A 21,731-nucleotide genomic window follows, 5' to 3' on the forward strand; every position below is an offset into this window, starting at 1 on the left:
TTCCCGCCTGGTGCTCCTTCAGCACACCGATGATCTGGTCTTCCGTGAACCGGCTTCTCTTCATCTCCGTCTCCTGTCGACGGAGTCCAGTTCAAACCGAAGGCATCCACGGGGGCAACGTCATAGGCAAAGGCATTCTCGGGTGAAGTCATCAACGATGAAAAGAATGCGGAAGCGCCGACCATCGGTCAGCGCATCGCTGACAAAGTCCAAGACCAGCGTTGGTTCGGACCTGAAGGCATGACCATCGGGGCCCGTGTTCCCAAGGCTCTCTTACGGCCGCCGCGACGACGAACCTGCAACCGTTCCTCGGCATAGATACGCCGTAGCTTCTTACGGTTGAGCACAATCCCTTCCCGCTCCAACAGAACATGCAGCCGGCGATAGCCGAACCGACGGCGCAGGGCCGCCAGTTCGCGCAGCCGCTCTCGAACCGCCTGATCATCAGGTCGCGGGCTCAGGTAGCGTACCGACGTTCGGTCAACCCCGAGAACGGAACACGCCCGACGCTGGCTCACCGCAAAGCTCTCGCAGAGGCAAGCCACGGCTTCTCGCCTGACGGCGGGCGTTACCATTTTTTGTGCTGAGATCCTTCAGCATGGCATTGTCCAGCATCGCCTCCGCCAACAGCTTCTTCAGCCGGGCATTCTCGTCTTCAAGAACTTTGAGCCGGCGAGCCTCGCTGACCTCCATGCCACCAAACTTGGCCTTGTACTTGTAGAACGTGGCGCTGCTGACGCCGTGCTTGCGGCAAACATCTGCAGTCAGCATCCCTGCCTCCTGCTCCTTGATCATGCCAATGATCTGTTCCTCGCTGAACCGCGAAGCCTTCATCGTCCGTCTCCATCAATGGACGGACTCTACTCATTCTTGGAGGAAAGCTAAGGGCTCACGTCACCGCCGCCACTAGCCTGCAGACGGTGTCCGCCATGCAGTCGTGGCGGCGGCCCAGCTATATGAATGGTCTGCGAAGCGGCCCTTCTTCCATTAGGATCTCGGGTGACGCGGGCTGATTTCGACGGAGATGAAGGGTTACGCAGCTGGAGGAGGAGGCGCCGCTCTCGCATCCGATCTAGTGTGCCTCCGCGACGCGGCAGACGGCAGTCTCGAGATCAACACAACCTGGGCTTTTTGAGCGCATGTCACGAGGGCTCTGCTGGGCGTCCTAGCGCGAGTAAAGCGCCTCGATCTCTCCGGCATATTTGCGCTGAACGTTGGCGCGCCGTACTTTCATGGTCGCCGTGACCTCGTCATCATCATGATCCAGCTCCTTGGTCAGGAGATGAAAGCGCTTCACTTGCGAGACCTGCGCAAGCTGGCTGTTGGCGGCGGCGATCTCGCCCTCGATCAGATCGCGTACTGCGGAGTTCTCCGTCAGGCTGCGGAAGTTCGTGAAGGCGATCTCCTTATCTTCGGCCCATTTGGAGACGGTTTCGTAGTCGATCTGGATCAGCGCGGAGACATATTTCCGAGCCTCACCGATGACGATGCATTCCTTGATGTACGGACTGCCCTTGACGGTGTTCTCGATCTCGGAAGGACTGAGGTTCTTGCCGCCGGCGGTGATGATGATGTCCTTCAGGCGGTCGATGATCCGGTACTGTCCATCACGCTGATCCACCACGTCGCCAGTGTGCAGCCAATCGTCACGTAAGGCGGATGCGGTCGCTTCCTCGTTGCGGTAGTAGCCAGCAAAAACCGTGTCGCCGCGGATCAGCAGCTCGCCGTGGTCGCCGATGCGTGCCTCGGCATTGACGATTGGCGAACCGACCGAACCGGGTTCGCGCCGCGCCATCGTCTGGCCAAGCGCGATGCCGCTGGTTTCGGTCGCGCCATACACCTCCACGAGCGGAACGCCAAGGGTGCGGAAGAACCGAACGATCGTAGGGGAAATGGGCGCAGCTCCCGTCATCGCAACATGCGCTCGGCGCAGGCCGACGTAATTCTGCAAGGAGCGGAAAACGAGCAGGTAACACAGCCGGAACAGAAGCCCTTCTCTCATGCTGCGCTCGCCTGGCGCCTTTTCGGCGAACGGCTCACAGGTTCTGTAGGCCCAATCGAACAGTCGCCGACGATACCCGCCTGCTTCAAGCATTCGGATGTAGATCGAGGAGTGGAGTTTCTCCCAAATCCGGGGCACGCCGAGGAACATCGAGGGCGCGACTTCGCGCAGGTCTTCCTGGACGGTGCGGATCGATTCCCCGAAGTTGATCTGCGAGCCGAGGTAAACGGGCGTCATGACGGTGCAGAACTGCTCCGCCACATGGCAGAGCGGCAGGTAAGAGAGGTGGGTCGTCTGCGCCGTCAGCCCGAGCTTGTCGATCGCGGCAATCGCCTGAGCCCGAATGTTGCGGTAGGACAGCATCGCGCCCTTGGGCTTTCCAGTGGAGCCCGACGTGTAAATCATCAGCGCGATATCCGACATCGACTGTCGGCCAAGCACCGCATCCACTGCGCCGGGATCTCGCAGGCGCGCTTCGCGTCCTCTTGCTTCCAGTTCTTCGAAGGAGACCACAAGCTCGGCCGGATAGCCGCGCAAGCCTTTGGTTTCCACCACGACGATGTGTTGCAGGTCCGGAAGTTCGCCGCGCGCCTCCAGTACCTTGTCGGCCTGTTCCTGGTCCTCGCAGACGACGATCCGTGCCTGCGAGTGGTTGAGCACGTAGGCGACCTCATTAGCCGGACTGGTCGGATAAACGCCGATAGTCACTGCGCCGACAGTGCCCGCGCCGAGCTGTGCCAGGACCCATTCCAGACGATTTTCCGAGAGCACCGCGATGTGCCCGCCCTCAGGCAGGCCTAGCTGGCTGAAGCCATGGCCCACATCGCAGGCCCGTTCGAAGTAGTCGCGCCACGTGACTGGGTTCCAGATTCCGAAATCCTTCTGCCGAATTGCAATGCCGTCCGGCGTCTGCTGGGCGTTCTGGCGCAGCATCTGGGGCAAGGTTAGCTGGGGGAGATTCGCGGCGTTCATCGGAATGTTCTCTAGGAAAGCCAGCGCTTGCGGCGCTTGTAGTGCTTGATTTCGCGGTAGCTCTTGTGGCCTTCGCCACCGCTCATGCCGAGATAGAACTCGCGGACGTCCTGGTCCGACATCAGCCGCTCGGTTGGCCCGTCGAGCACGATCTTGCCCGTTTCCATGATGTAGCCATAGTGAGCCACCGCGAAGGCGACAGCCGCGTTCTGCTCGACGAGGAGCATCGACACCCCGGTCTCGCGGTTGATGCGCGCGATGATGGTGAAGATCTCTTCGACGAGAAGAGGGGAGAGACCGAGCGACGGTTCGTCCAGGAGCATCAGCGAAGGTTGTGCGATCAGCGCGCGGCCGATCGCCAGCATCTGTTGCTCCCCGCCGGAGAGATACCCGGCGCGGCCGTTCCGACGCTCGCGCAGGCGCGGGAAGTAGTTGTAGACGCGCTCGAACGGCATCGGCTTCAGGCCGCGTCCGGACAGGGCGAAGGTGGCGGCGGTGAGGTTTTCCTCCACCGTCAGGTCTTCGAAGATGCGCCGTCCTTCCATGACATGGAACAGGCCCTTGCGAACCAGCCCGTGCGGAGTGACGGCAGCGATGCTTTCCCCGTTGAAGCGGATGTCGCCTGCGGTCAGCGCGCCGTTCTGCAGCGTCAGGAGATTGCTGATCGCCTTCAGCGTGGTGGACTTGCCCGCTCCGTTGGAGCCAAGCAAGGTCACGACCTTGCCCCGCTCGACGGAAAGGGAGAGGCCGCGGAGCACCTGCACCGTCTTGTTATAGACGACCTCGATGTTGTTAACTTCGAGAATGGGCTCCGCTGTCATTCCGGCTACTCCTGAACGCTGATCCAGTCGGACGCCGGCTTCATCTGCTTGGCCGCAGCGTCATACTGGTAGATCCGCCCGACCGGGATCGAATTGCCCGGAATGGAGATCGGCACGCCGATCAAGCCGCCGGTATCGAAGTCCTTGATCGTGTTGAGCGAGGCTTTCAGGTTCTTCGCGTTCAGTTCTTGCCCGGCAGCAAGCGTCCGCTTCGCGGCTTCGGTCAACAGCATCGCCGTCAGGAAACCCTGCGTGTAGGCTGTGGATTGGTACTGCGGCCGCATTTCCCGGATCTTGTCCAGCATCGGAGCGGCTTCGGTGTCGTAATAGTAGCGGTAGGGCATCACGCCCATGAAGCCATTGGCTGCTTCGCCGACGTCTGCCCAGATGCTCGAATCCATTGACCAGAACGTGCCCATGAACTTGGTTTCAAGCCCGAGCTGCTTGGCCTGGTTCATGAACTCCGGGAGAGGCGCCAGGATGTAGCCGTGGAAGATCGCGTAATCAGGCCGAGCCCGACGCAGCTTCAGCACTTCGGTGGATACGTCCACGGCTGTCGGCGGCGTGATGATCTCGCCCACGACTTCGAGGCCCAGCGCGCTCGCTCGTTCCTTCGTCTTTGCGATTGGATCGCGTCCGAACTCCGTGTCGGAGTTCACAAGCATGATGGTGGCGCCCGGCTTCTCCTTGGCGATGAACTCAAGCAGGATCGACACCATTTCCGTGTAGTCCGGCCCGGCCAAGAACTGGGCCGGGAACTTCGCCGGATCATTCAGCTCGGAGGCGAAGGATGCGCCGGCCATGATCATGGTGCCGCGACGGTCCAGCTCCGGGTTGATGGTCTTGGCGAAGCCCGTCGAGTCTCCGTAGTAGAGGTGGATCTCGTCCTGGCTGGTTAGCTTGTTGAACACGGCGACCGAGGTGTCGACCTTGTAGCCCGTGTCCTCATAGGACAGCCGAACCTTGCGCCCGTCGATGCCGCCCTCTTCGTTCAGGATCTTGATGTAGTCCTGCATGCCCGCTTCGATGCCGACGCCTGCGAAGCCGAATACGCCAGTCAGCGGGATCGAGCCGCCGATCACGATCTCCTGATTGTCTTGCGCTATGGCAGGAACGCCGAGCGCCAGGGTCATGGCGGCGGCACTTGCCAGGATTTTCCGTCTCGTCCAATTCAACATCATAAATTTCCTCCCGATGTTACCTATTTCCTGAAGGGCCAGAGGTGGAAGAATCGCCTGATCCTCTGGATGATTTCGGCCATTCCCTGCGGCTCGAAAACAAGAAAGCCCACGATCAGCGCGCCGAACACGACGGTGCGGACGGGGGAAAGAAGTGTGCCTGCATTCGGCACGAAGGGTGACGCCCACTCAACGAGGAAGCGCAGCAGCTCGGGCACTAGCGTCATGAACACTGCCCCGACGATGCCGCCCAGGATCGTGCCCATTCCGCCGACGATGATGGCGGCCAGAAAGAAGATCGACGTGATGAAGGGGAAGCTCTCGGGCGTCACCACGCGGAAGAAGTAGGCCCACATACCACCTGCGATACCCGCGTAGAAAGACGAGATCGCGAACGAGAGGAGCTTGTAGCGCAGGAGTGGAATGCCGAGCACTTCCGCCGAGATGTCGCGGTCGCGGATGGCGATGAAAGCACGGCCGATGCGGGTGCGAAAAAGGTTAGCCGCGCCTAGCACCATCAGCGCCGTGATCGGGACGAAGACCCAGTAAAGATGGAAATTGCTGGTGAGCGGCGCGCCGAAAAAGGTGGCGGGCTCAAGGCTGATTCCGCTCGGCCCGTTGGTCAGGCTTTGCCAGTTCACGAAGACGAAATGGAGGATGAATGAGGCAGCGATGGTCGCGATAGCGAGGTAGAGCCCCTTAACGCGGAGGCTAGGAAGGCCCACCAGAACCCCCACGATTGCCGTTAAAGCGCCGGCGGCTAAAAGGTTGAACAGGAACGGCGTGCCCACGTCCCGTTGAAGGACGGCCACCGTGTAGGCGCCGACTGCCATGAAAGCGGCTTGGCCGAGGCTGACCAGGCCCGTGAACCCAGTCAGGATGTTGAGTCCCGTCGCGCTTGCCACATTGATGGTGACGAGGCAGGCGAGATAGAGCCAGTAGCCGTCGAGCAGGAAAGGTGCGGCCAGAAGGGCCAGCGCAAGAATGCCCATCCAGGCCCATTGCGTGTTCGTGCGCAGAAGGGCTTCGTCGCTCGAATAGCTTTGTTTTGCCGTTGCAATGCGCATCAGAGCCGCTCGATTTCGGTTGTGCCGAAGAGGCCGTAAGGGCGGATCATTAGGGCGACGATCAGGATCCCGAACGTCGTGACCATCTTGAACTCGCCGCCCAAGTAGGTGCCGGCCAGCGCTTCCACGAGGCCGATCACGAGACCGCCGATGAGCGCTCCGGCTACGGAATCCAGTCCGCCGACGATTACCACGACAAGCGCGGACAGGCCGAACACGCCCATCGCGGGCGAAATGCCGCCGATTGCGCCGAGAAGGATTCCGGCACCTGCCGCGGTGGCGCAGCCGATGATCCAGGCGAGCGAAAATACGCCCGGCACGTTGATGCCGCAGGAATAGGCGGCTGCCTGGTCAGTGGCAGTCGCACGTAAGGCAACGCCGCCGCGCCAGAACCGGAAGAGCAAGAGGAAGAGCGGCACCACCACCGCTGCGACCGCCATGGCGATCGCTATCTTCGGCGACAGGTAAACGTCGCCAAGGAAGATCGGCGTGTTGCTCATGAACTCCGGCAGCGTGCGTGGATCCGTGCCCCATGTAAGTTCGGCCAGGCCGACAAGCACCGATCCCAGCCCCACTGTGACCATGAACACGGAGATGGCGCTTTCGCCAAGCATCGGGCGGATCACGCCGCGTTCGACGATCGCGCCGACGATGCCGCCGCCGATGATCGCAAGGGGAATGGCGATCCATGCTGGCAGGCCGAACCCTGCGGCTGCGGCGAAGAACAGGTAGCCGCCAAGCATCAGGATCTCGCTGACCGCAAGGTTGATGACCCGTGTCGCCTTGTAGATTAGCACGAAGGCGAGCGCCGTGATGGAAAGCAGCGCGCCCGAGCCTAGTCCCGCCAGCGATACTTCGGTGAAGAAAAGCAGCTCGTCGCTCATGCCGCTTCCTGTGTTTCATTGATGCGCTTCATCAGGGCGGCCGGATCACCGCTGCCGAGATAGGCTTCCACCACCCTCGGATCCGCCTGTACTTCTGAAGGAAGCCCTTGGGCGATGACCTGCCCGAAGTTGAGCACCACGACGTGGTCTGAAATGTCCATGACCATGCCCATGTCATGTTCCACCATCAGGATTGTCGTGCCCCATTCCTCCTTCACATCGAGGATGAAGCGCGCCATATCCTCGGTCTCCTCGCGGTTCATGCCCGCGACGGGTTCGTCGAGCAGGAGGATACGTGGCTTCATGGCGAGCGCGCGGGCGAGTTCCACCCGCTTCTGCAGTCCGTAGGGAAGCGACCCCACGGGCATATGGCGGATGTGGTTGATCTCGAGAAAATCGATGATGCGTTTCTCGATCTCCTCGCGAAGGGCGATCTCTTCCCGCCTAGCTGCTCCCCAGTAGGCCAGCGCCTGAAGAGCGTTCGACTTCATGTGGGCATGGCGTCCGAGCTTGATGTTGTCGAGCACAGTCATGCCACGAAAAAGCGCGATGTTCTGGAAGGTGCGTGCGAAGCCTAGCTTCGCCCGCGCTGGCGCATGACGGGCGGTGACATTCTCACCGTCGAACAGGATGCGTCCCTGTTGCGGACGGTAGAAGCCGGAGATGCAGTTGAACATGGAGGTCTTGCCAGCGCCGTTGGGGCCGATCAAGGCAGTGATCGATCCAGCTTCCACGGCGAAGGAGACGTCTCGCAGCGCCTTTAAGCCGCCGAAGGAAAGCGACAGACCCTGAACCTCCAGCCTTCCGGCTTCGCGTGGTGCTTCATTCATTGGCTGCTCCGCGATGTGCATCGAACGCGCCTTCGTTGTCTAACCGCAGCGAATCCTCTCCGAGTTCACGGCGGGTGCTTGGTTCCCTCCCGGTCTCGCCGGATGGTGAGCGCCCAGCAACCAGGCTTTCCACTGCCTCGTCCATGCTGTGCCCAGCCCGCTCGAAGCCGCGCTTCCAATCCACCACATGGCGGCGCATCCACAACCGTGCCTCGTCTGCGTTGCCGGCCCGTATCGCGGCTATGATGTAGCGGTGTGCCTGAAGCATGCGTCCAGCGCCTTCCGGTACCTTGCGGCAAACCAACTCCGACGTAGGGAAGAACAGCAGCGCGCCAGGCTCGCGGGCAAGTTCCAATACGCGGTTGCCTGCGATCCGAGCCACCAGGGCATGGAAGCGGCTGTCAACCTCCGCGAGCTTGGCCGGATCGTGCGCAACTGCTTCCGCCTCAGCGAGGTTGCCTTCGAGGTCCTGCAGGTCGCCGGGGTTCGCGCGCAGGGCGGCTGCTTCCGCTGCTCCCGTCTCGAGGACGACCGCAGTCTCGAAGAGTTCGCGGAACGTGACTTCCTGGAGCACCATCGCACGAGTCATGCGGCTCAACAGGTTCCGGTAGCGAGGAGCGCAAACAAAGAGCTTGCGGTTTGCTTCGCGGCGGACAAGGCCGCTTTGTTCCAGCACGCGAATGCCTTCGCGCACCGTAGAGCGATTTACCCCGAACTGCTGCACGAGCTCGGCTTCCGTCCCGACTTCGTCGCCCGGGCGCAATGTTCCGCCGATGATCTGCTGCTCGATCGCTTCGGCGACCTTCTGATAGGCCGACGAAACGGTGATACGATCGTAACGCGCGGATACGCTGTTCCTCACCCCCGGCCCCTCCCACAAGTCCGTTTGTCGGACATCTTGGATCAGGTGGACAGGCTCACGTCAAGCCCTGCTGGCCCTGGCTCTGAGAGGACGGAGTTGCGCCTCATATGGTAGGCGTTTCGGCCCTGAGCCTCTGGAGTGACTGCTATGTTGGCCGTTTTGATGAACCCCTCCATGCTCGCCTCTCTTCTAGTGGCCTATGCGCTCACGTTGTCCATCTTCAACGAAAACGGGATCGGTGGGACCTCGCTTCCACCCTCAGCGATGTGGGAGCCTGGTTGGGACAGCCCGAGCCGCAGCTCGTCACCGAGATCGTAGAGCGCGGATCGAAGTTCCGGAAGCACTCCTGAATGTGTGGCTCACGTCCGCCGCGGAGGCCTGGAAGCTGTCGAGCGACGCCGCGCTCTTCATGAACAGGCTGGCGGACGCTGGCGCTGACTGCCGCCCTAAGCTGGCTGCAGTCAGGCGGCTGCTGCATGCGGACTAGACCCCGCTGCCAGTTCCGCCAGCGGCTTCCGGCTCATGTGCATCGTGTAGCCCGTCCTTTCCTCCAGCGCCCGGTACTCGCGAGAAGGGCAGGGAAGTGGCGGCCGCCGTTCGCGAGATCGCCCTTCGACCCCATGATGCAGAAGACGCAGCTGAGTCGCTCGTTGCCAGCCGCGTACGCCCAGTGCGGCTCCTGGCCCGCGTCGCGGATCCTCGCGAAGACTTCTGCCGTCGAGAGGCCATGGATCGGCAGCCACTCGTACGAGGTTAGGACGCCGTTGCTCACGGACTCCATGGGTCTCAGGACTGCCCTCTTCGCCTGCGCTGGGCTCTCCCCGCGCGCAGCCCGAGCGCGTTCACGATGACCCTGAAGCCGATTTCCTTCGCGTAACGCCGGACTTCGCGCTGGAGCGGCGGGCGCTGCGGCTCGTGGGCCAGGCGGGCGCGCTTGGCCCGGAGCGCTTCGTGATAGATCCGATCCGCCCGCGGCCCCGGATCGTACCCCGAGAACCAGGGGTTGTTGTCCACGTTCGCGAGGTACTCCTCCTTTGCGAGCCGAGCCACCGCGACGGCAGGATCCGGAAGCGGGGTCTGGTCCACGACCGCCGGACCGCAGGTGTCGAAGTCGAGGTCGATCTCCGGATGTCCATGCCTCGCGAATGCGAACCGGGGCGGCTGCCAATCTTTATGCGAAGACGCCCGGTCCGCTCGGTGGCTCTTGATCTGTGCGAACAGCCTCTCTCCTGCATGGCTCCCGCGGCCGGAACGCCCGCGGGAGACCTCGGGAAGGGGCAGTCGGGAACGATCCCGGCTTTCCCGTCAGGTCTCCCTTATCCTGCCCTCTTGCACCGCAGAGACGTAGCGGTCGGCCAGGTCGGCCATCTTCAGCAGGTTTTCTATTGACGCGGCGCGGCCCCCTTTGCCCCCGTTCTCGTAGCTCGCGAGCAGGATCGGCAGCAGGTCCGTCCAGGAAGGCGGCTTCATGTCCATGAACCTGCGAGGTGCGGCGACGGCCAGAAGGTCGTCGGCCTCGGCGGCCATCCAGTAACCGCGGACCTCGCCCTGCTCCAGTGCGGCTTCGCCGTCGTGCCGGGACCACTCGCGTCCCTCGGGAACGGAAACTTCCGCGTAGACGTGTCCGCTCTCGCTCATGATCCATTCCCTCCGTGTCGTTGGCTCCCAATCGCGGGCCCCGTCGCCCGCCCTCCGGTCGGCCTCGGCCTGAGCCTCCTCGAGCGTGCCGCCCGCCCCGAAGATCGCGCCGGTCTCGAAATCCACGAGGACCGTTATCTGCTGCATTTCGCTGCTCCGTTTTTTCCTAGCTGCCGCCACCGCAAGGCCGCTGGAGGCCCTAGGGGATGGATCGCTACCGGCCGTTCCCCTCAGGCTGCGTAGGCGCCGCCCCTGCGGCTCTTGCTCCCCTCTGCGAACAGGCGCTCGTCTGACCTGTCGAGCCACCACTCGAGGTGCTCGGCCGCGCTGCGGCCGACCCAGATGCAGACGTCGGCGCCCTGGTATTACGCGTTCTGTCCCTCCAGCTCCCGGCGCACCTCGTACTGTTTGCACCTGCAGCCGTTCAATGTCGGCTGCCCCACGTGCGTCAGGATGTACTCTTCGCCCTGCACCTTCCCGACCTTGTTTGTCATCGTCTCTCTCTCCTCTCGGACCCTGTTGCCGCTGTCCGTAAGGAAATATTGTGGTCTGGATCGCCCACGCACAAGAGGTGTTTCGAAGAAAACGACCATCGCTCCAGGTTTTGTGGCAACTGAATCAAGAAGTGAGGACTTGTCAACAATTGAGAATGCGGCCTGACCGGATCGACAATTCTGCCGATCGGCAGGAGCGAGTCCTTCAACATTGTGTTGGCGCCAAGGATTTGTGCCAGTATTGTCAACCCTGACTACGGGCGAACCCTTCAGTGCTTGTTCTCCGTGCCCTTGGGGATCTTTTTGAATCCTCCGGAGGGCATGCGGTGAACCTCGAATCCTTGAGCGCAGCGTCCGCAAAAACGACGAAGGGCCCTGGATTGGAGAGGTCCGGGTACTTCGTCGAGAGCGGCTTGCGCGCGGCAGGCGAGCGGGCGCCAGGGGTCAGCCGCCGGCCGGGTCGTAAACGGCGAGTCCCAGGGAGATCAGAACCTTGCGGCACAGGAGGCCGACCTCCTGCCATTCCTCCTCTACTGCGGCGCCGTCGTATCTGGCCCGCGCCGTCTTCAGCGCACCGTCAACCCGCTCCCACCCGGTTACCTCCCGCTCCTCGACGGGAGTCGGCCTGTGCACCCGCCCCACGGCTGCCGAAACGGGCCCGGCGAACAGGCGGCTTACGTAAGTTCGCCGGTCCGCCCACTGGGCCATGTTCTCGTTTCTCCAGTGGTGATAGAAGGCCCATAGGTCTTCGTGCGGGTTCTCGTATTTGGATGCCTGCGGCTGCACAAGCCTGGGCGAGGCGGAACTGGCGCGCCGTATAGAACTCGTTGACTTCCTGAATCCTCTGCCTGCCTTCCGAAACCCCGACCATCATTTCACGGTGGATGATCAACTCGGGAAGGATTGTAGCTGAGCCCTCCACTGGATCTCCCTATGGCACCACGTGGATATTCGAAGCCGGGTCCTGCTCGTTGCGCCTGCTTAGGGCAGCCTGCGCGATACGCTTGCGGTCATGTACCGGAAGGTTGGACAGGGCCTCCGCGAACGGCTCCGGGGTATAGACTGCAACGACCGTGTTCATCTCGCCGTCGCGGCCCTTGACCTTGCTAAGCTGAATGTGGGCGTGCAGGAGGAGGGCTGACAGGTCGCCCCTTCGCAGGCTGTCCAGGAAGGCCCGCGCGTTCTCTCCGTCGGAATCTGTGTGTGCCATCTCCGGCAGCCTGCCGCATCTGGTTGCCGACAGACAAGCGCGGGAGGGTGGCCTTCCACCGATTGCCTCCTTTTTCCAGTATACCAAGACACCGGGCGAACCACGCGAGGGCACTCAGCGGCCCCGCAAATCGCTCCGAATTCCGCGGAACGTGCCGTTAACGACGTTTTCACAAGTCCGGCCAGAGATCTGGATCTCCTGGGCGGGATGCTGCTATCGACACCGCGCCCCGGTGTAGCGACTCGCCGCCGGACTTGACCGCGAAACCTCCCAAAGACCTCGTAGGGCGCGATGCCCACCCTTCACCCGCTGCGCGGCCATCCGGCTTCGCGGCTCCTGACTTCTATCGCTGTGCGGTATCCTGACGGGACCCCACGGCTCGCGAACCTGTGGGAATTTTTCAATGAACCAGAACGACCTTGCCAAGCTCATCGCCGACTTGTTCAACAGCTGCGCCGCCGAACCGCGCCCGGCAGGCGGCGAGTTCGACTACCTGCGGTTCCGCTTCCGGAACGGCTCGGTGCAGCTGTCCGAGCGTCCCTGCAGCGATGCGGACGCGAACCGCCGTGGAGGCTATGCCCTCTACGCGGTGAAGACCACGATCGTCCCGCTCAACGTCCCCGTGGGGCCGATGACGTATTGGGCGCCCTCCGTCTTCTTCATCCCCGACGACGAGGCCATGCGCCCCGAGGTCGCGTATGACGGATCTCCGTTCCGGCGCGGAGTCGAGGCGGTGAAGTTCGGACGCCCTTCATGACTGCGGAGGCCGGCATCGCGCGGCCTCCGCTTTTTTCTGCCGACGGCTCTTAAATGTTGCAGCCAGCCCCGCGGTCATTGCGATTAGGCCGGAGCGCCAGCGTTTCTACCTGCGATCTGTAATGTCTCGCGGGGGCTCTGCGCGAAAGAGCGGCGGTAATCTCGGGAGAAGTGGCTGTGGCTTGAGTAGCCCACATCGTGGGCTACCTGGGTGATTGTGGTCCCAGGTATTGGGTTGGATAACAGTCGATGTGCAGCCTCAAGACGACGTTCGACAAGGTAGCGCAGCGGAGCGGTGCCTAGATGCTTGGCGAAACCGTTATACAGAGACCGTCGACTCGTGCCGGCATATTTTATAATCTCTACTATTGTCAGCGGGTACATGTAGGAAACGTCGATCAAGTGCATGGCTCGATGCATGAAGGCAGGCAGTGACGCGGCTTTACGTGCAGAAGGGGCCGATAAGGTGGACGCGCCTATAGCTAAGTCGATGAGGACACGTTCGAAGTCTGTAGAAACCTCACCGTCAAGCTTCGAGATGCTGGCAGTTTTATCAGCGATCGTCGTGTTGAGCAGCCGGAAGAACGTTGCGTGCTCGTCAAGGGCTTCCACCACAACGGGCGCAACCTTGAGCGCAGTAAAGTCGGCACTTCCGCAGCGCCTCTGGAGATAAGCATTGACGCTGGCGCTGCCGAAAATGACGTTCAGGATGTCAGCGTCGCAGTCCCAGGAACGGCTGAGTTCGCCGGATCTGCTTGCCATCAAGAATTGCCCGGGCTTCACTTCAAAGGAAAATCCCTCGTGCCGGGCACGAAACATGCCGCGGAGGGGCACATATATGGAGATGCGATCCCGCTGCGTGCGGCGCGTGACGGTCTCGACCTCATCCGATGTCCGCCACTTCAGCATGTGAAGTGCGCTCTGGCCGATGCTTAAAGCCTTGCCCTGCAAGGTGACGCAGCCGCTGGAGGGCGCGTATACGCCGCATCGGCCGTCCGTAAGTGATGAGACGACGTTGCGTATCCTATCCAAGCCCATGTCGCCGCGGCTATCCTCAGCCGGCACGGCGGAGTCGTAAGTCGCGCAAAGTTGCTGCAGAGCATCTGTTGTCGTCAACCGCGTCATCCTCCCTGATCACGTGGCGGTGTCGCAATGTGCGACGAACCAACTGCGAACGCAACCGAGGTGCACTCTCGTGCAAATGAAATGCACCCGTGAGGCAGACGCTGGCCTGCGGCATGCATACCAAAGGTCAAGCTCAAACACGGCAGCGATACTGTGGCAACAGACACTCATAGGTCCCATAGAACCCTCACCATCTCCGGGGTGTCGGTCTTCGGTGCGGTCCTGCTGATCGTCGTCGGCTGGTTGGTCGTGCTTCCTCTAGGAGCTGTGCTGTTGGGGGCATTCAGGCCATCGGGACTCCTGCTCGATCCAGGTCTTACACTCGATAATGTGCGTCGAGTGTATTTCAACTCTGAAATCTGGAGCCTGGCTTGGACGACCGCTCGTTTCGCTTTAGGGTCGACCTTCGTTGGCCTCATCGTAGGGGCGCTCTTTGCCTGGATGATTGAACGCACCGATGTTCCGCTCGCGGGCTTTTTTCGGGGCGCCTTCATCGCCCAGATGGCTGTGCCGCCATTCTTGCTGGCAATGGGCTGGACCATTCTGCTCAGCCCACGCTCCGGACTCCTGAACGCGATCGGCGCGCAGGTCTTTGGGCCGGGTTTCACGCCCTTCAACATCTACTCCATAACAGGGATGATCTTCGTCGAGGGCATTGCGCTCGCGCCGTCAGCCTTTCTCCTGCTTGGACCTGCCTTCCGAAATCTCGATCCGAACATGGAAGAGGCGGCGCGGATGTCGGGGGCCGGCAGCCTGGAAGTATTTCGCAAGGTGACCCTTCCGCTCCTCGCTCCCGCGCTGCTAGGAGCAACCATTTTTCTGACGATCGTGAGTTTCGTTGTCTTTGACGTACCGGGCATCCTCGGCATGCCGTCCAGAATCTGGGTGCTCTCCAGCCGAATCTACAGCCTTGCTCATGAAAGCCCTAACGGGCTCCCGGATTATGGTGCCATCAGCGCGATCGCGATGATGTTCATCCTGGCGCTTCTCATCGCCGCTTATATTTATCAGAAGATCATTCGCGGCTCGAGCCGCTACGTCACCGTAACGGGCAAGTCTTTCCGGCACCGCCGCACCGCCTTGGGCGCGTGGCGGCTACCTGTCGCCCTGCTGGGATCCGTCTATCTCTTCGTCTGCATCTGTCTGCCAATACTGATGGTCGTGCTGGCCAGTCTCCAACCCTTCATGATGCGACCTAGCGCTGCGGCGCTCACAAACCTCTCGCTGCAGAACTACGCGCAGATCTTCGGCGACGCACACATTGTACGGGCGATGGTCAATTCCTTCGTCATCGCGGGTGTGACGTCCTTTGGTGTATTAGTAATCGCCTTTGCGTGTTCGTGGGCGATCTCCCGGTCGCAGCTTCCCGGCATAGTGCGGCGCATTCTTGATGTATTCACACTTATTCCCCTCGCCATCCCGGGTATCATCCTCGGTACAGCGTTGATCTACCTGTATCTCGCCCTGGGCTTCCTCGGAATTTACGGGACCATCTGGATCATCGTAATTGCTCACACAACAAATTACCTCTCGTTCGGAGTTCGTAGCATCAACAGCGTCCTCTCGCAGATGCATCCTGAGCTTGAGGAAGCGGCACTCGTCGCAGGCTCCGACCGCGCGAATGCGGTTCGGGCAATCATTGTCCCACTTGCCGCACCGGCACTGGTCGCAACCTGGTTCTGGGTCTTTTCGCACAGCATTCGCGAGCTCACTCAAGCATTGATGCTCCAAAGCGTCGGCAACGCCACACTGACCACGACCCTTTTTGGGTACTGGTCCTCAGGCGAGCCCAACAAGGCGGCGGCCGTCGGGATCTCACTCTTTGCCGTGGTCTTGCTAGCCGTCTTGGCCTGGGCAGCCGCCACACTCAGGTTCCGGAAATGAACATGCCTTCCGAAGAAATGTTGCGGGTCAACGACATCACCCTGTCCTACCGCGTCGGCGACATCGACATGCCCGTCCTCAACGGCGTGAGCTTTACGGTTGAGCCGGGCGAGCTCTTTACCCTACTGGGTCCGTCGGGCTGCGGAAAGACCAGTACGTTGAGATCAGTAGCGGGGCTGGAAACGCCCACCTCCGGCGAAATCACGATCGGCGGTGAGACTGTCTACTCGTCGAGTCGCAAGGTGCAGCTTGCTCCCAACCGCAGGCGGTTGGCCATGGTTTTCCAGTCTTACGCCATCTGGCCTCACATGACGGTGGCCGAAAACGTCGCCTTTCCATTGCGTCGTATGCGGGTTGACCCTCCGGACCGCCGACGACGGGTTGATGAAGCGTTGGGGATGGTGGGACTTGCAGGTGAGGGGCAGCGCAGCGCAACGCTTCTTTCCGGCGGCCAACAGCAGCGCGTTGCGCTTGCGAGGGCTCTGGTCAGCAATCCCCGGATGATCCTGCTGGACGAGCCACTATCTAACTTGGATGCCAAGCTGAGAGAGCAGATGCGCGGTGAAATACGCGACCTCCAGCGTAGGTCGGGAACCACCGCCGTGTTCGTAACCCACGATCAGGCAGAAGCCCTCGCGATGTCTGACAGAATCGCGGTGATGGACAAGGGCAACATCGTCGAGATGGGCAATCCCGAGACCCTGTACCTGCGTCCACGAAAGAAGTTCACGGCTCAGTTCCTAGGGCAGGCTCTGATTTTGCCCATCGACGGCTTGGAACAGGGGAGCGGCACGCTACAGCTCAGGACCAGGATCGGTGTGGTGGAAGCGCTCGCCGACACTCGTGTCAAGAACGTCGCCTGGATGGCCGCGCGCCCCGAGCATCTGACGGTAGCTGTCCCCGGTGCACAGATTCCCGGCGGCATACCGGCAAGGGTAGTGCGCGCGCAATTCACCGGCAGCACCATTGATCTTGAGCTTGATGCAGGCGGCGTCCTTTTTGCAGCCGTCGCTCGCAACGATCGCAAATTCGCGCCTGGAGACGAAGTCACCGTGAGCTTCGATCCAAGCAACATCATCCTCCTGGAATCCTAAGGGAGCTATACATGCACTTTGGTGTACTCGACCACCTCGACTTCGGCGGAAAAACCGACCTATCGGCCCACTATGAGGAACGGCTGCGCATGGTCGAACGATTGGACCGCGCTGGCTTCTACGGGTTTCACGTCACCGAACACCACTGCACTCCCTTGGGTGGCGCCGCATCCCCGAGCATCTTCCTGGCTTCCGCCGCACAGCGCACTGACAACATCCGACTGGGGACTCTGGTCTACACACTGCCCATGCATCATCCTCTTAGATTGATTGAGGAGATCTGCATGCTCGACCATTTGAGCAACGGCAGGCTCGACATCGGGTTCGGGCGCGGTTCAGTCCCGTTCGAGTTGAGTTACTTCGGCCTCGATCCCGACGATGCTGTCGATCACTATAGCGAAGCCCTAAAAATTGTGCGGGAAGGACTGACCACGAGCCATCTCGACCACAACGGGAAGTACTTCCAGTTTCGAGATATTCCCATAGCGTTGTTCCCCCTGCAGCGGCCTATGCCACCTGTCTGGTACGGCGTGCATTCGATAGAAAGCGCGCAGAAAAGCGCGGACCTTGGCTACAACATCGTCTGCAATCAAGCCGTTGAAAACTCCGCGCGTTACATCGGATCATTTCGGGAAGCGCTCGATAAGAGCGGTACGTCCCGTTCCACCCGGATGATCGGCCTCCATCGTGCCGTGATCGTTGCACCGACAGACCGGGAGGCCGAAGCAGTTGCAGATCGCGCCTACCAGAACTTCCTCAAGAGTTTTCGCTTCGTCACTGCCAGACATGGCGCCGAAAATAAGGTTAGCGGGCGTGAAAATAGCTTTGCGGAGCTTGTCAAGATCGGTCGGGGCATTGCCGGAAGCCCTGCAACCGTCGCCGACTTCCTCGCGGACCAGATGTCTAGGGCGGGTGCGAACTACTGCTTGATGTACCTGGCACTTGGCGACATGTCGCATGAAGAAATCACAACTTCGATAAAGCTCTTAGCGAACCAGGTCATGCCCCGGCTCCAGGGCGAAGACGGCCTTGCACGCTACGGAACCGATGGCTGAGAAAATGCTCTCCGTCGCTACAGTCCCGAGATCCACGCAGGCAGCATATTATGCGGCGCAAGGCCCCGCGAATGAGGTTCTGGAGTTGGGTCTTGTCCCTGTTCCGGACCCCGGTCCAGGAGAAATCCTGGTTCGTATGACATGTTCCGGCGTCAATCCTTCAGACGTGAAGGCGCGGGCAGGGGCAACACGTGCGATGGCCTGGCCCCGCGTCGTGCCGCATCAGGATGGCAGCGGTGTTGTGGAGGCTGTGGGACACGGGTCGCGTTTCTCACCCGGAGACCGAGTGTGGGTGCGTTTCGGGCAATGGCAACGTTCGTTCGGAACGGCCGCGCGGCGCATGGTGCTTCCAGACGATCTCGCCATGCCTTTGCCGGCAGAGATTTCAGACGAAACCGGCGCCCTGTTGGGGGTTCCTGCGCTCACGGCTTGGTTGTGCGTTGATAGTTTTAACGGTCCCGAAGGATCGACTGTGCTCGTGCAAGGGCGGGGAGCCGTTGCAGCTTACGCAATACAGTTCGCGAAGCTCCGCGGTTACAAAGTTCTGGTGGTCACGGGTTCAAGCCGTCGCGCGGCTGAGGCGAGGACCATCGGTGCCGACGAAACGTTGCTCCGCACTGAAACAAACTGGCCTGATCGGGTACGGGAGTTGACCAGTGGACGCGGGGTCGACGCGGTAATCGAAGCCCTCTTCGCTGCGAATGTGAGAGATTACCCGCGCTTCATGGCAACCAGGGCAACGGCAATCGTCTACGGTACCGACACAGCCGACACCACGGGAATCCCTGCAAGGTGGTTCTTGCAGCAGTCCGTCACGGTTCGATTCGTCTACCTCTACCGCGCGGCCCCAGCGCGCATCGCCGCGGCGGCACAAGCTGTGACGGACATTGCCGCTAAACTTAAGCATGGCACAATCACTCGTCTGCCCTTGGAGCAGATCGTCCTTGCCCACGAGCTCGTCGAGAATGAGGAACACGAGGGCCGCGTAGTCCTCTCGCTAAGTGAAGCTAACGTCCCGGAGGAGACAACATGAAAGCCTTGAGAGCCATCTTGACGGTAACGTCGCTTGTCGGCGCCTGCCTACATAGTGGAGGGCCGGCGCAGGCCGACGCTCTTGCAGACCTTGCGTCCGCCGCCGCAGGCAAGGAACCCGTTCTTTGGTACGAAAGTGGTACGCCCGCCCAGATCGGCAAGGTAATCTCTGCGTTCAACGCCAAGTATCCAGACATCAAGGTCGAGTTCGTCCAGGACACGGCCGGCAACACCATTGCGTCCAAAATTATACAGGAATCGCAGACCGGAAATCCGACCGCGAGCTTCATCACGACGGGGGCCCAGCAGCTGGGTCCGCTGCTTGAGCGGAGCCTTCTTGCCGAAGTGGATTGGCGGGCTCTGGGAATTGATGTTGCCCTGACGCCAAAACCTTATGCCGCTGCCGTTGCGGCATCAATGTTCATTGGCCTGCGAAACAGCGTAGCGGTGACTGCCGACAAGGCGCCTACGACCTGGGAAGAGTTCACCGACCCGGAATGGAGCGGCCGCATCGGGACCTGGGTCCGTGCGCCAGGCTTCTCGACACTCGCGGTTGATCTTGGACGGGATCAGGTGAAGTCTCTGCTAGAGAAGCTCGTTCAGCTCAACCCATTCCTGTACCAGTCGCCCAACATGGTCGCCCAGCAGTTGGCCGCCGGCGAGATCGACGTCGGCATCGGTTTCTACCACACCTCACTGCCTGCAATCGCGGCCGGTGCGCCTGTCGAGATAATCTTCCTCGATCCCATACCGATCAACACTATCTGGGCGGCTGTCATCAAGTCCGGGCGTAACGTTGAAGGTGCGCAGGTGCTGGCAGCTTGGCTAACGTCTGCAGAGGGCGCGATGGTCTACGAGACCGCGACGGGCCGGGGCAATCCACTTGTTCCGGGCACGCAGGCGCAAAGGGTGTCTGCGGATAAAAGACTGGTCGAATGGCCGCTGGATCAGCTGGCGACCTACCGGGACATTGATGCTGAGTACTCCAAGATCCTTTCCGCCAAATAGCAAGCAGCCTGCCGGCACCGCGTCCGCGGTGCCGGTCCTGCCAACCACCGGCGTCCCAGCCGGCAACCAAGAGGTCGTCATGAGCCCAATTCGTATTGTCGGCATTGGCGGGACGGATCGTCCCGGCTCGTCAACAGAGAAAGCTCTTCGCCTGAGCCTCGTGGCTGCTGAGCGCCTTGGTGCCAAAACGACCGCCTTTACGGGTGCGACGCTCATGATGCCGATGTACTCGCCAAACGCGGAGCGGTCGGTCGCGAGCTGCGATCTGATCGAAGCGCTCCGTCAGGCAGACGGCATCATCATCGCGTCGCCTTCCTACCACGGCTCGATATCGGGCTTGGTCAAGAACGCCCTTGACTACGTCGAAGACATCAAGGGGCCGGATCGGACCTACTTCGATGGCATGCCCGTGGGGCTCATCGCGTGCGCAGCAGGCTGGCAGGGAGCAGTGCAGACGTTAGCGACACTTCGCTCGATTACTCACGCACTCCGTGGCTGGCCGACGCCGCTTGGAGTCGCGATCAACACTGCCGGCCCGGTTTTCGCTGCTGACGGTTCATGCACCGACATGTCCGTGAAGCTGCAACTCGAAGCCATCGGTCGGCAAGTGGTCGAGTTCCTAGCGATGCGTTCCGCGCCGGAGCGGCAGGCAGCGGCTTTGGGAGGTTGATCTTATGTACTTACGCATTTTTTGGGGAAAGACGACATCCGGTGGGTTTCGGTCGATCCGTGACAATCACCTCGCACTGTCACGCGAACGACAACCGGGCAGCCGCGGGCGGATGCTTGTTCAGGACGTCAACGATCCCGACACGTTCTTTGTGCTGAGCTTCTGGGACAGCATAGAAGATGTAGCCGCCTGGGAAGGATCTGCTGATTTTCAAGAGCGCTTCGCAAGCGCTATTCGGCCCTTCACCGTCGGCACCACTACAGTGTCCCTCTGCCAGATCGTGAGCGCTGCGGGGCTGGACGCCAGCATTCTTGAGGGGGTTACCCATGACTGACGTGGCGAGCAAATTCATCGATGTTGGCGCTTTCCGGACCCACTACCTCGAGGCCGGGTCCGGGCCAACGCTCGTTCTTCTGCATAGCGGCGAATTTGGCGGCTGCGCTGAGCTGACCTGGGAATTTAACATCTCGGAACTAGCTGAGCATTTCCACGTGCTCGCCCCCGATTGGCTCGGTTTTGGCCAGACGGATAAATGGTTCTCATTCGATGACATGTGGAGCGCGCGTGTCAAGCACATTGCTGAGTTCCTGAAGGAAAAGGGCGTTGGCCGCGCCAATTTCGCTGGTAACTCGATGGGGGCGGGTACTTTACTTTCGGTTGCGGCTCAGCGAGAGCCTGCCTGGCAGATCGACCGTCTGATCGCTGTGAACGGCGGTGGTCGGATTCCGCCTGACGACGATCAAAATCAGCAGATCCTTTCCGGGTATGATGGCACTCGCGAGCATATGGAGAGGCTCACCCGCGTCATCGTCCGCCGCGAGGACCTCAGGGCTGATCCCCATTATGTGGATCGTCGTCAGGAAAGTGCTCGAAGGCCCGGTGCCTGGGAGTGTACCGCTGCCGCCCGCTTTCGCGCGCCTTTCGCAGTGCGGGGCGGGCGGGAGGCCGACTACAGGGCCATTCGTGTGCCAACACTTTTGGCGGTTGGCCGTGATGATCCCCTTAGACCCCCGGAGTTCTGGCCTTGGCTTCACAGCCAGATAGAGGGATCAACGCTTCAGTACATCGAAGGCGCAGGGCATTGCCCTCAGATTGATCGACCGGAGGAATTCAACCGGATTGTCATCGAGTTTATAAAAGGAGCTTGAC

The 21,731-nt window shown here is 61.1% G+C and carries 22 protein-coding genes and 1 pseudogene; 9 read left to right on the top strand and 14 right to left on the bottom strand.

Translation table 11 applies throughout. From position 1 onward, the window contains the following. Window positions 1-123: 123 nt before the first annotated feature. From J5Y06_RS22465 to J5Y06_RS22520, 13 genes and pseudogenes are all read right to left on the bottom strand, one after another. Window positions 124-834, bottom strand: a pseudogene (locus J5Y06_RS22465) (IS3 family transposase); the annotation flags it as partial. A 331-nt stretch (window positions 835-1,165) separates the two neighbouring features. Then, window positions 1,166-2,974, bottom strand: a complete 1,809-nt coding sequence (locus J5Y06_RS22470; RefSeq protein WP_209337451.1) for an AMP-dependent synthetase/ligase — start codon at window positions 2,972-2,974, stop codon at window positions 1,166-1,168. A gap of 11 nt (window positions 2,975-2,985) precedes the next feature. Continuing rightward, window positions 2,986-3,795, bottom strand: a complete 810-nt coding sequence (locus J5Y06_RS22475) for an ABC transporter ATP-binding protein (RefSeq protein WP_209337452.1) — start codon at window positions 3,793-3,795, stop codon at window positions 2,986-2,988. A gap of 5 nt (window positions 3,796-3,800) precedes the next feature. Beyond that, window positions 3,801-4,976, bottom strand: coding sequence for an ABC transporter substrate-binding protein (locus J5Y06_RS22480; protein ID WP_209337453.1), 1,176 nt, complete (start codon window positions 4,974-4,976; stop codon window positions 3,801-3,803). A gap of 20 nt (window positions 4,977-4,996) precedes the next feature. Further along, the gene (locus J5Y06_RS22485) at window positions 4,997-6,040 is read right to left on the bottom strand and encodes a branched-chain amino acid ABC transporter permease (protein ID WP_209337454.1); all 1,044 of its coding nucleotides are present in this window, start codon (window positions 6,038-6,040) and stop codon (window positions 4,997-4,999) included. After that, window positions 6,040-6,924 (bottom strand): branched-chain amino acid ABC transporter permease, encoded by an 885-nt coding sequence (locus J5Y06_RS22490; RefSeq protein WP_209337455.1) that lies wholly within the window; start codon window positions 6,922-6,924, stop codon window positions 6,040-6,042. The genes J5Y06_RS22485 and J5Y06_RS22490 overlap by 1 nt, the downstream gene beginning before the upstream one ends. After that, complete coding sequence (locus J5Y06_RS22495) at window positions 6,921-7,754, bottom strand: ABC transporter ATP-binding protein (protein ID WP_209337456.1); 834 nt, start codon at window positions 7,752-7,754, stop codon at window positions 6,921-6,923. The genes J5Y06_RS22490 and J5Y06_RS22495 overlap by 4 nt, the downstream gene beginning before the upstream one ends. Further along, window positions 7,747-8,616 carry a FadR/GntR family transcriptional regulator gene (locus J5Y06_RS22500; protein ID WP_209337457.1) on the bottom strand — a complete coding sequence of 290 codons (870 nt, stop codon included), beginning with the start codon at window positions 8,614-8,616 and terminating at the stop codon, window positions 7,747-7,749. The genes J5Y06_RS22495 and J5Y06_RS22500 overlap by 8 nt, the downstream gene beginning before the upstream one ends. Before the next feature lie 786 nt (window positions 8,617-9,402). After that, window positions 9,403-9,702, bottom strand: coding sequence for a hypothetical protein (locus J5Y06_RS22505; protein ID WP_209337458.1), 300 nt, complete (start codon window positions 9,700-9,702; stop codon window positions 9,403-9,405). Window positions 9,703-9,921: 219 nt separating this feature from the next. Next, a complete protein-coding gene (locus J5Y06_RS22510; RefSeq protein WP_209337459.1) occupies window positions 9,922-10,401 on the bottom strand; it encodes a hypothetical protein in 480 nt (159 codons plus the stop codon). A 218-nt stretch (window positions 10,402-10,619) separates the two neighbouring features. Beyond that, window positions 10,620-10,748 (bottom strand): hypothetical protein, encoded by a 129-nt coding sequence (locus J5Y06_RS23390; protein WP_280819741.1) that lies wholly within the window; start codon window positions 10,746-10,748, stop codon window positions 10,620-10,622. 444 nt (window positions 10,749-11,192) lie between these two features. Next, window positions 11,193-11,381: a hypothetical protein gene (locus J5Y06_RS22515; RefSeq protein ID WP_209337460.1), complete on the bottom strand. Its 189-nt coding sequence runs from the start codon at window positions 11,379-11,381 to the stop codon at window positions 11,193-11,195. Between the two features lie 298 nt (window positions 11,382-11,679). After that, a complete protein-coding gene (locus J5Y06_RS22520; RefSeq protein WP_209337461.1) occupies window positions 11,680-11,958 on the bottom strand; it encodes a hypothetical protein in 279 nt (92 codons plus the stop codon). A 403-nt stretch (window positions 11,959-12,361) separates the two neighbouring features. On the opposite strand from J5Y06_RS22520, the gene J5Y06_RS22525 reads away from it, so the two are divergent. Next, window positions 12,362-12,715 carry a hypothetical protein gene (locus tag J5Y06_RS22525; protein ID WP_209337462.1) on the top strand — a complete coding sequence of 118 codons (354 nt, stop codon included), beginning with the start codon at window positions 12,362-12,364 and terminating at the stop codon, window positions 12,713-12,715. 83 nt (window positions 12,716-12,798) lie between these two features. Here the strand turns inward: J5Y06_RS22525 and J5Y06_RS22530 are convergent, their stop codons facing one another. Further along, entirely contained in the window at window positions 12,799-13,830 is a 1,032-nt protein-coding gene (locus J5Y06_RS22530) for a helix-turn-helix transcriptional regulator (RefSeq protein WP_209337463.1), read from the bottom strand. 210 nt (window positions 13,831-14,040) lie between these two features. Between J5Y06_RS22530 and J5Y06_RS22535 the strand changes: the two genes are divergently transcribed. The 8 genes from J5Y06_RS22535 to J5Y06_RS22570 all read left to right on the top strand — a co-directional run bounded on the left by J5Y06_RS22535 (window position 14,041) and on the right by J5Y06_RS22570 (window position 21,730). After that, window positions 14,041-15,723, top strand: a complete 1,683-nt coding sequence (locus J5Y06_RS22535; protein ID WP_209337464.1) for an ABC transporter permease — start codon at window positions 14,041-14,043, stop codon at window positions 15,721-15,723. Further along, a complete protein-coding gene (locus tag J5Y06_RS22540) occupies window positions 15,720-16,817 on the top strand; it encodes an ABC transporter ATP-binding protein (protein WP_209337465.1) in 1,098 nt (365 codons plus the stop codon). Before J5Y06_RS22535 ends, J5Y06_RS22540 begins: the two co-directional genes overlap by 4 nt. Before the next feature lie 11 nt (window positions 16,818-16,828). After that, window positions 16,829-17,872 carry an LLM class flavin-dependent oxidoreductase gene (locus tag J5Y06_RS22545; protein ID WP_209337466.1) on the top strand — a complete coding sequence of 348 codons (1,044 nt, stop codon included), beginning with the start codon at window positions 16,829-16,831 and terminating at the stop codon, window positions 17,870-17,872. A 4-nt stretch (window positions 17,873-17,876) separates the two neighbouring features. Further along, a complete protein-coding gene (locus J5Y06_RS23220) occupies window positions 17,877-18,905 on the top strand; it encodes an NADPH:quinone reductase (protein ID WP_280819756.1) in 1,029 nt (342 codons plus the stop codon). Next, the gene (locus J5Y06_RS22555; protein WP_209337468.1) at window positions 18,902-19,912 is read left to right on the top strand and encodes an ABC transporter substrate-binding protein; all 1,011 of its coding nucleotides are present in this window, start codon (window positions 18,902-18,904) and stop codon (window positions 19,910-19,912) included. The genes J5Y06_RS23220 and J5Y06_RS22555 overlap by 4 nt, the downstream gene beginning before the upstream one ends. A 79-nt stretch (window positions 19,913-19,991) precedes the next feature. Further along, entirely contained in the window at window positions 19,992-20,582 is a 591-nt protein-coding gene (locus tag J5Y06_RS22560; RefSeq protein WP_209337469.1) for an NADPH-dependent FMN reductase, read from the top strand. 4 nt (window positions 20,583-20,586) lie between these two features. Next, entirely contained in the window at window positions 20,587-20,916 is a 330-nt protein-coding gene (locus tag J5Y06_RS22565; protein ID WP_280819747.1) for an antibiotic biosynthesis monooxygenase family protein, read from the top strand. Then, window positions 20,909-21,730 (top strand): alpha/beta fold hydrolase, encoded by an 822-nt coding sequence (locus J5Y06_RS22570; protein WP_209337471.1) that lies wholly within the window; start codon window positions 20,909-20,911, stop codon window positions 21,728-21,730. Before J5Y06_RS22565 ends, J5Y06_RS22570 begins: the two co-directional genes overlap by 8 nt. The last annotated feature ends 1 nt before the right edge of the window (window position 21,731 follow it).

This window comes from Tianweitania sediminis, assembly GCF_017813335.1.
GTDB lineage: Bacteria > Pseudomonadota > Alphaproteobacteria > Rhizobiales > Rhizobiaceae > Tianweitania > Tianweitania sediminis.

Bases quoted from the DNA above. Each gene is read 5' to 3' on its own strand.
- J5Y06_RS22520 (WP_209337461.1), bottom strand. From the start codon at position 11,958: ATGGCACACACAGATTCCGACGGAGAGAACGCGCGGGCCTTCCTGGAC.
- J5Y06_RS23220 (WP_280819756.1), top strand. From the start codon at position 17,877: ATGCTCTCCGTCGCTACAGTCCCGAGATCCACGCAGGCAGCATATTAT.
- J5Y06_RS22545 (WP_209337466.1), top strand. From the start codon at position 16,829: ATGCACTTTGGTGTACTCGACCACCTCGACTTCGGCGGAAAAACCGAC.
- J5Y06_RS22490 (WP_209337455.1), bottom strand. From the start codon at position 6,924: ATGAGCGACGAGCTGCTTTTCTTCACCGAAGTATCGCTGGCGGGACTA.
- J5Y06_RS22475 (WP_209337452.1), bottom strand. From the start codon at position 3,795: ATGACAGCGGAGCCCATTCTCGAAGTTAACAACATCGAGGTCGTCTAT.
- J5Y06_RS22495 (WP_209337456.1), bottom strand. From the start codon at position 7,754: ATGAATGAAGCACCACGCGAAGCCGGAAGGCTGGAGGTTCAGGGTCTG.
- J5Y06_RS22555 (WP_209337468.1), top strand. From the start codon at position 18,902: ATGAAAGCCTTGAGAGCCATCTTGACGGTAACGTCGCTTGTCGGCGCC.
- J5Y06_RS22560 (WP_209337469.1), top strand. From the start codon at position 19,992: ATGAGCCCAATTCGTATTGTCGGCATTGGCGGGACGGATCGTCCCGGC.
- J5Y06_RS22565 (WP_280819747.1), top strand. From the start codon at position 20,587: ATGTACTTACGCATTTTTTGGGGAAAGACGACATCCGGTGGGTTTCGG.
- J5Y06_RS22570 (WP_209337471.1), top strand. From the start codon at position 20,909: ATGACTGACGTGGCGAGCAAATTCATCGATGTTGGCGCTTTCCGGACC.
- J5Y06_RS22525 (WP_209337462.1), top strand. From the start codon at position 12,362: ATGAACCAGAACGACCTTGCCAAGCTCATCGCCGACTTGTTCAACAGC.
- J5Y06_RS22470 (WP_209337451.1), bottom strand. From the start codon at position 2,974: ATGAACGCCGCGAATCTCCCCCAGCTAACCTTGCCCCAGATGCTGCGC.
- J5Y06_RS23390 (WP_280819741.1), bottom strand. From the start codon at position 10,748: ATGACAAACAAGGTCGGGAAGGTGCAGGGCGAAGAGTACATCCTGACG.
- J5Y06_RS22510 (WP_209337459.1), bottom strand. From the start codon at position 10,401: ATGCAGCAGATAACGGTCCTCGTGGATTTCGAGACCGGCGCGATCTTC.
- J5Y06_RS22480 (WP_209337453.1), bottom strand. From the start codon at position 4,976: ATGATGTTGAATTGGACGAGACGGAAAATCCTGGCAAGTGCCGCCGCC.
- J5Y06_RS22485 (WP_209337454.1), bottom strand. From the start codon at position 6,040: ATGCGCATTGCAACGGCAAAACAAAGCTATTCGAGCGACGAAGCCCTT.
- J5Y06_RS22540 (WP_209337465.1), top strand. From the start codon at position 15,720: ATGAACATGCCTTCCGAAGAAATGTTGCGGGTCAACGACATCACCCTG.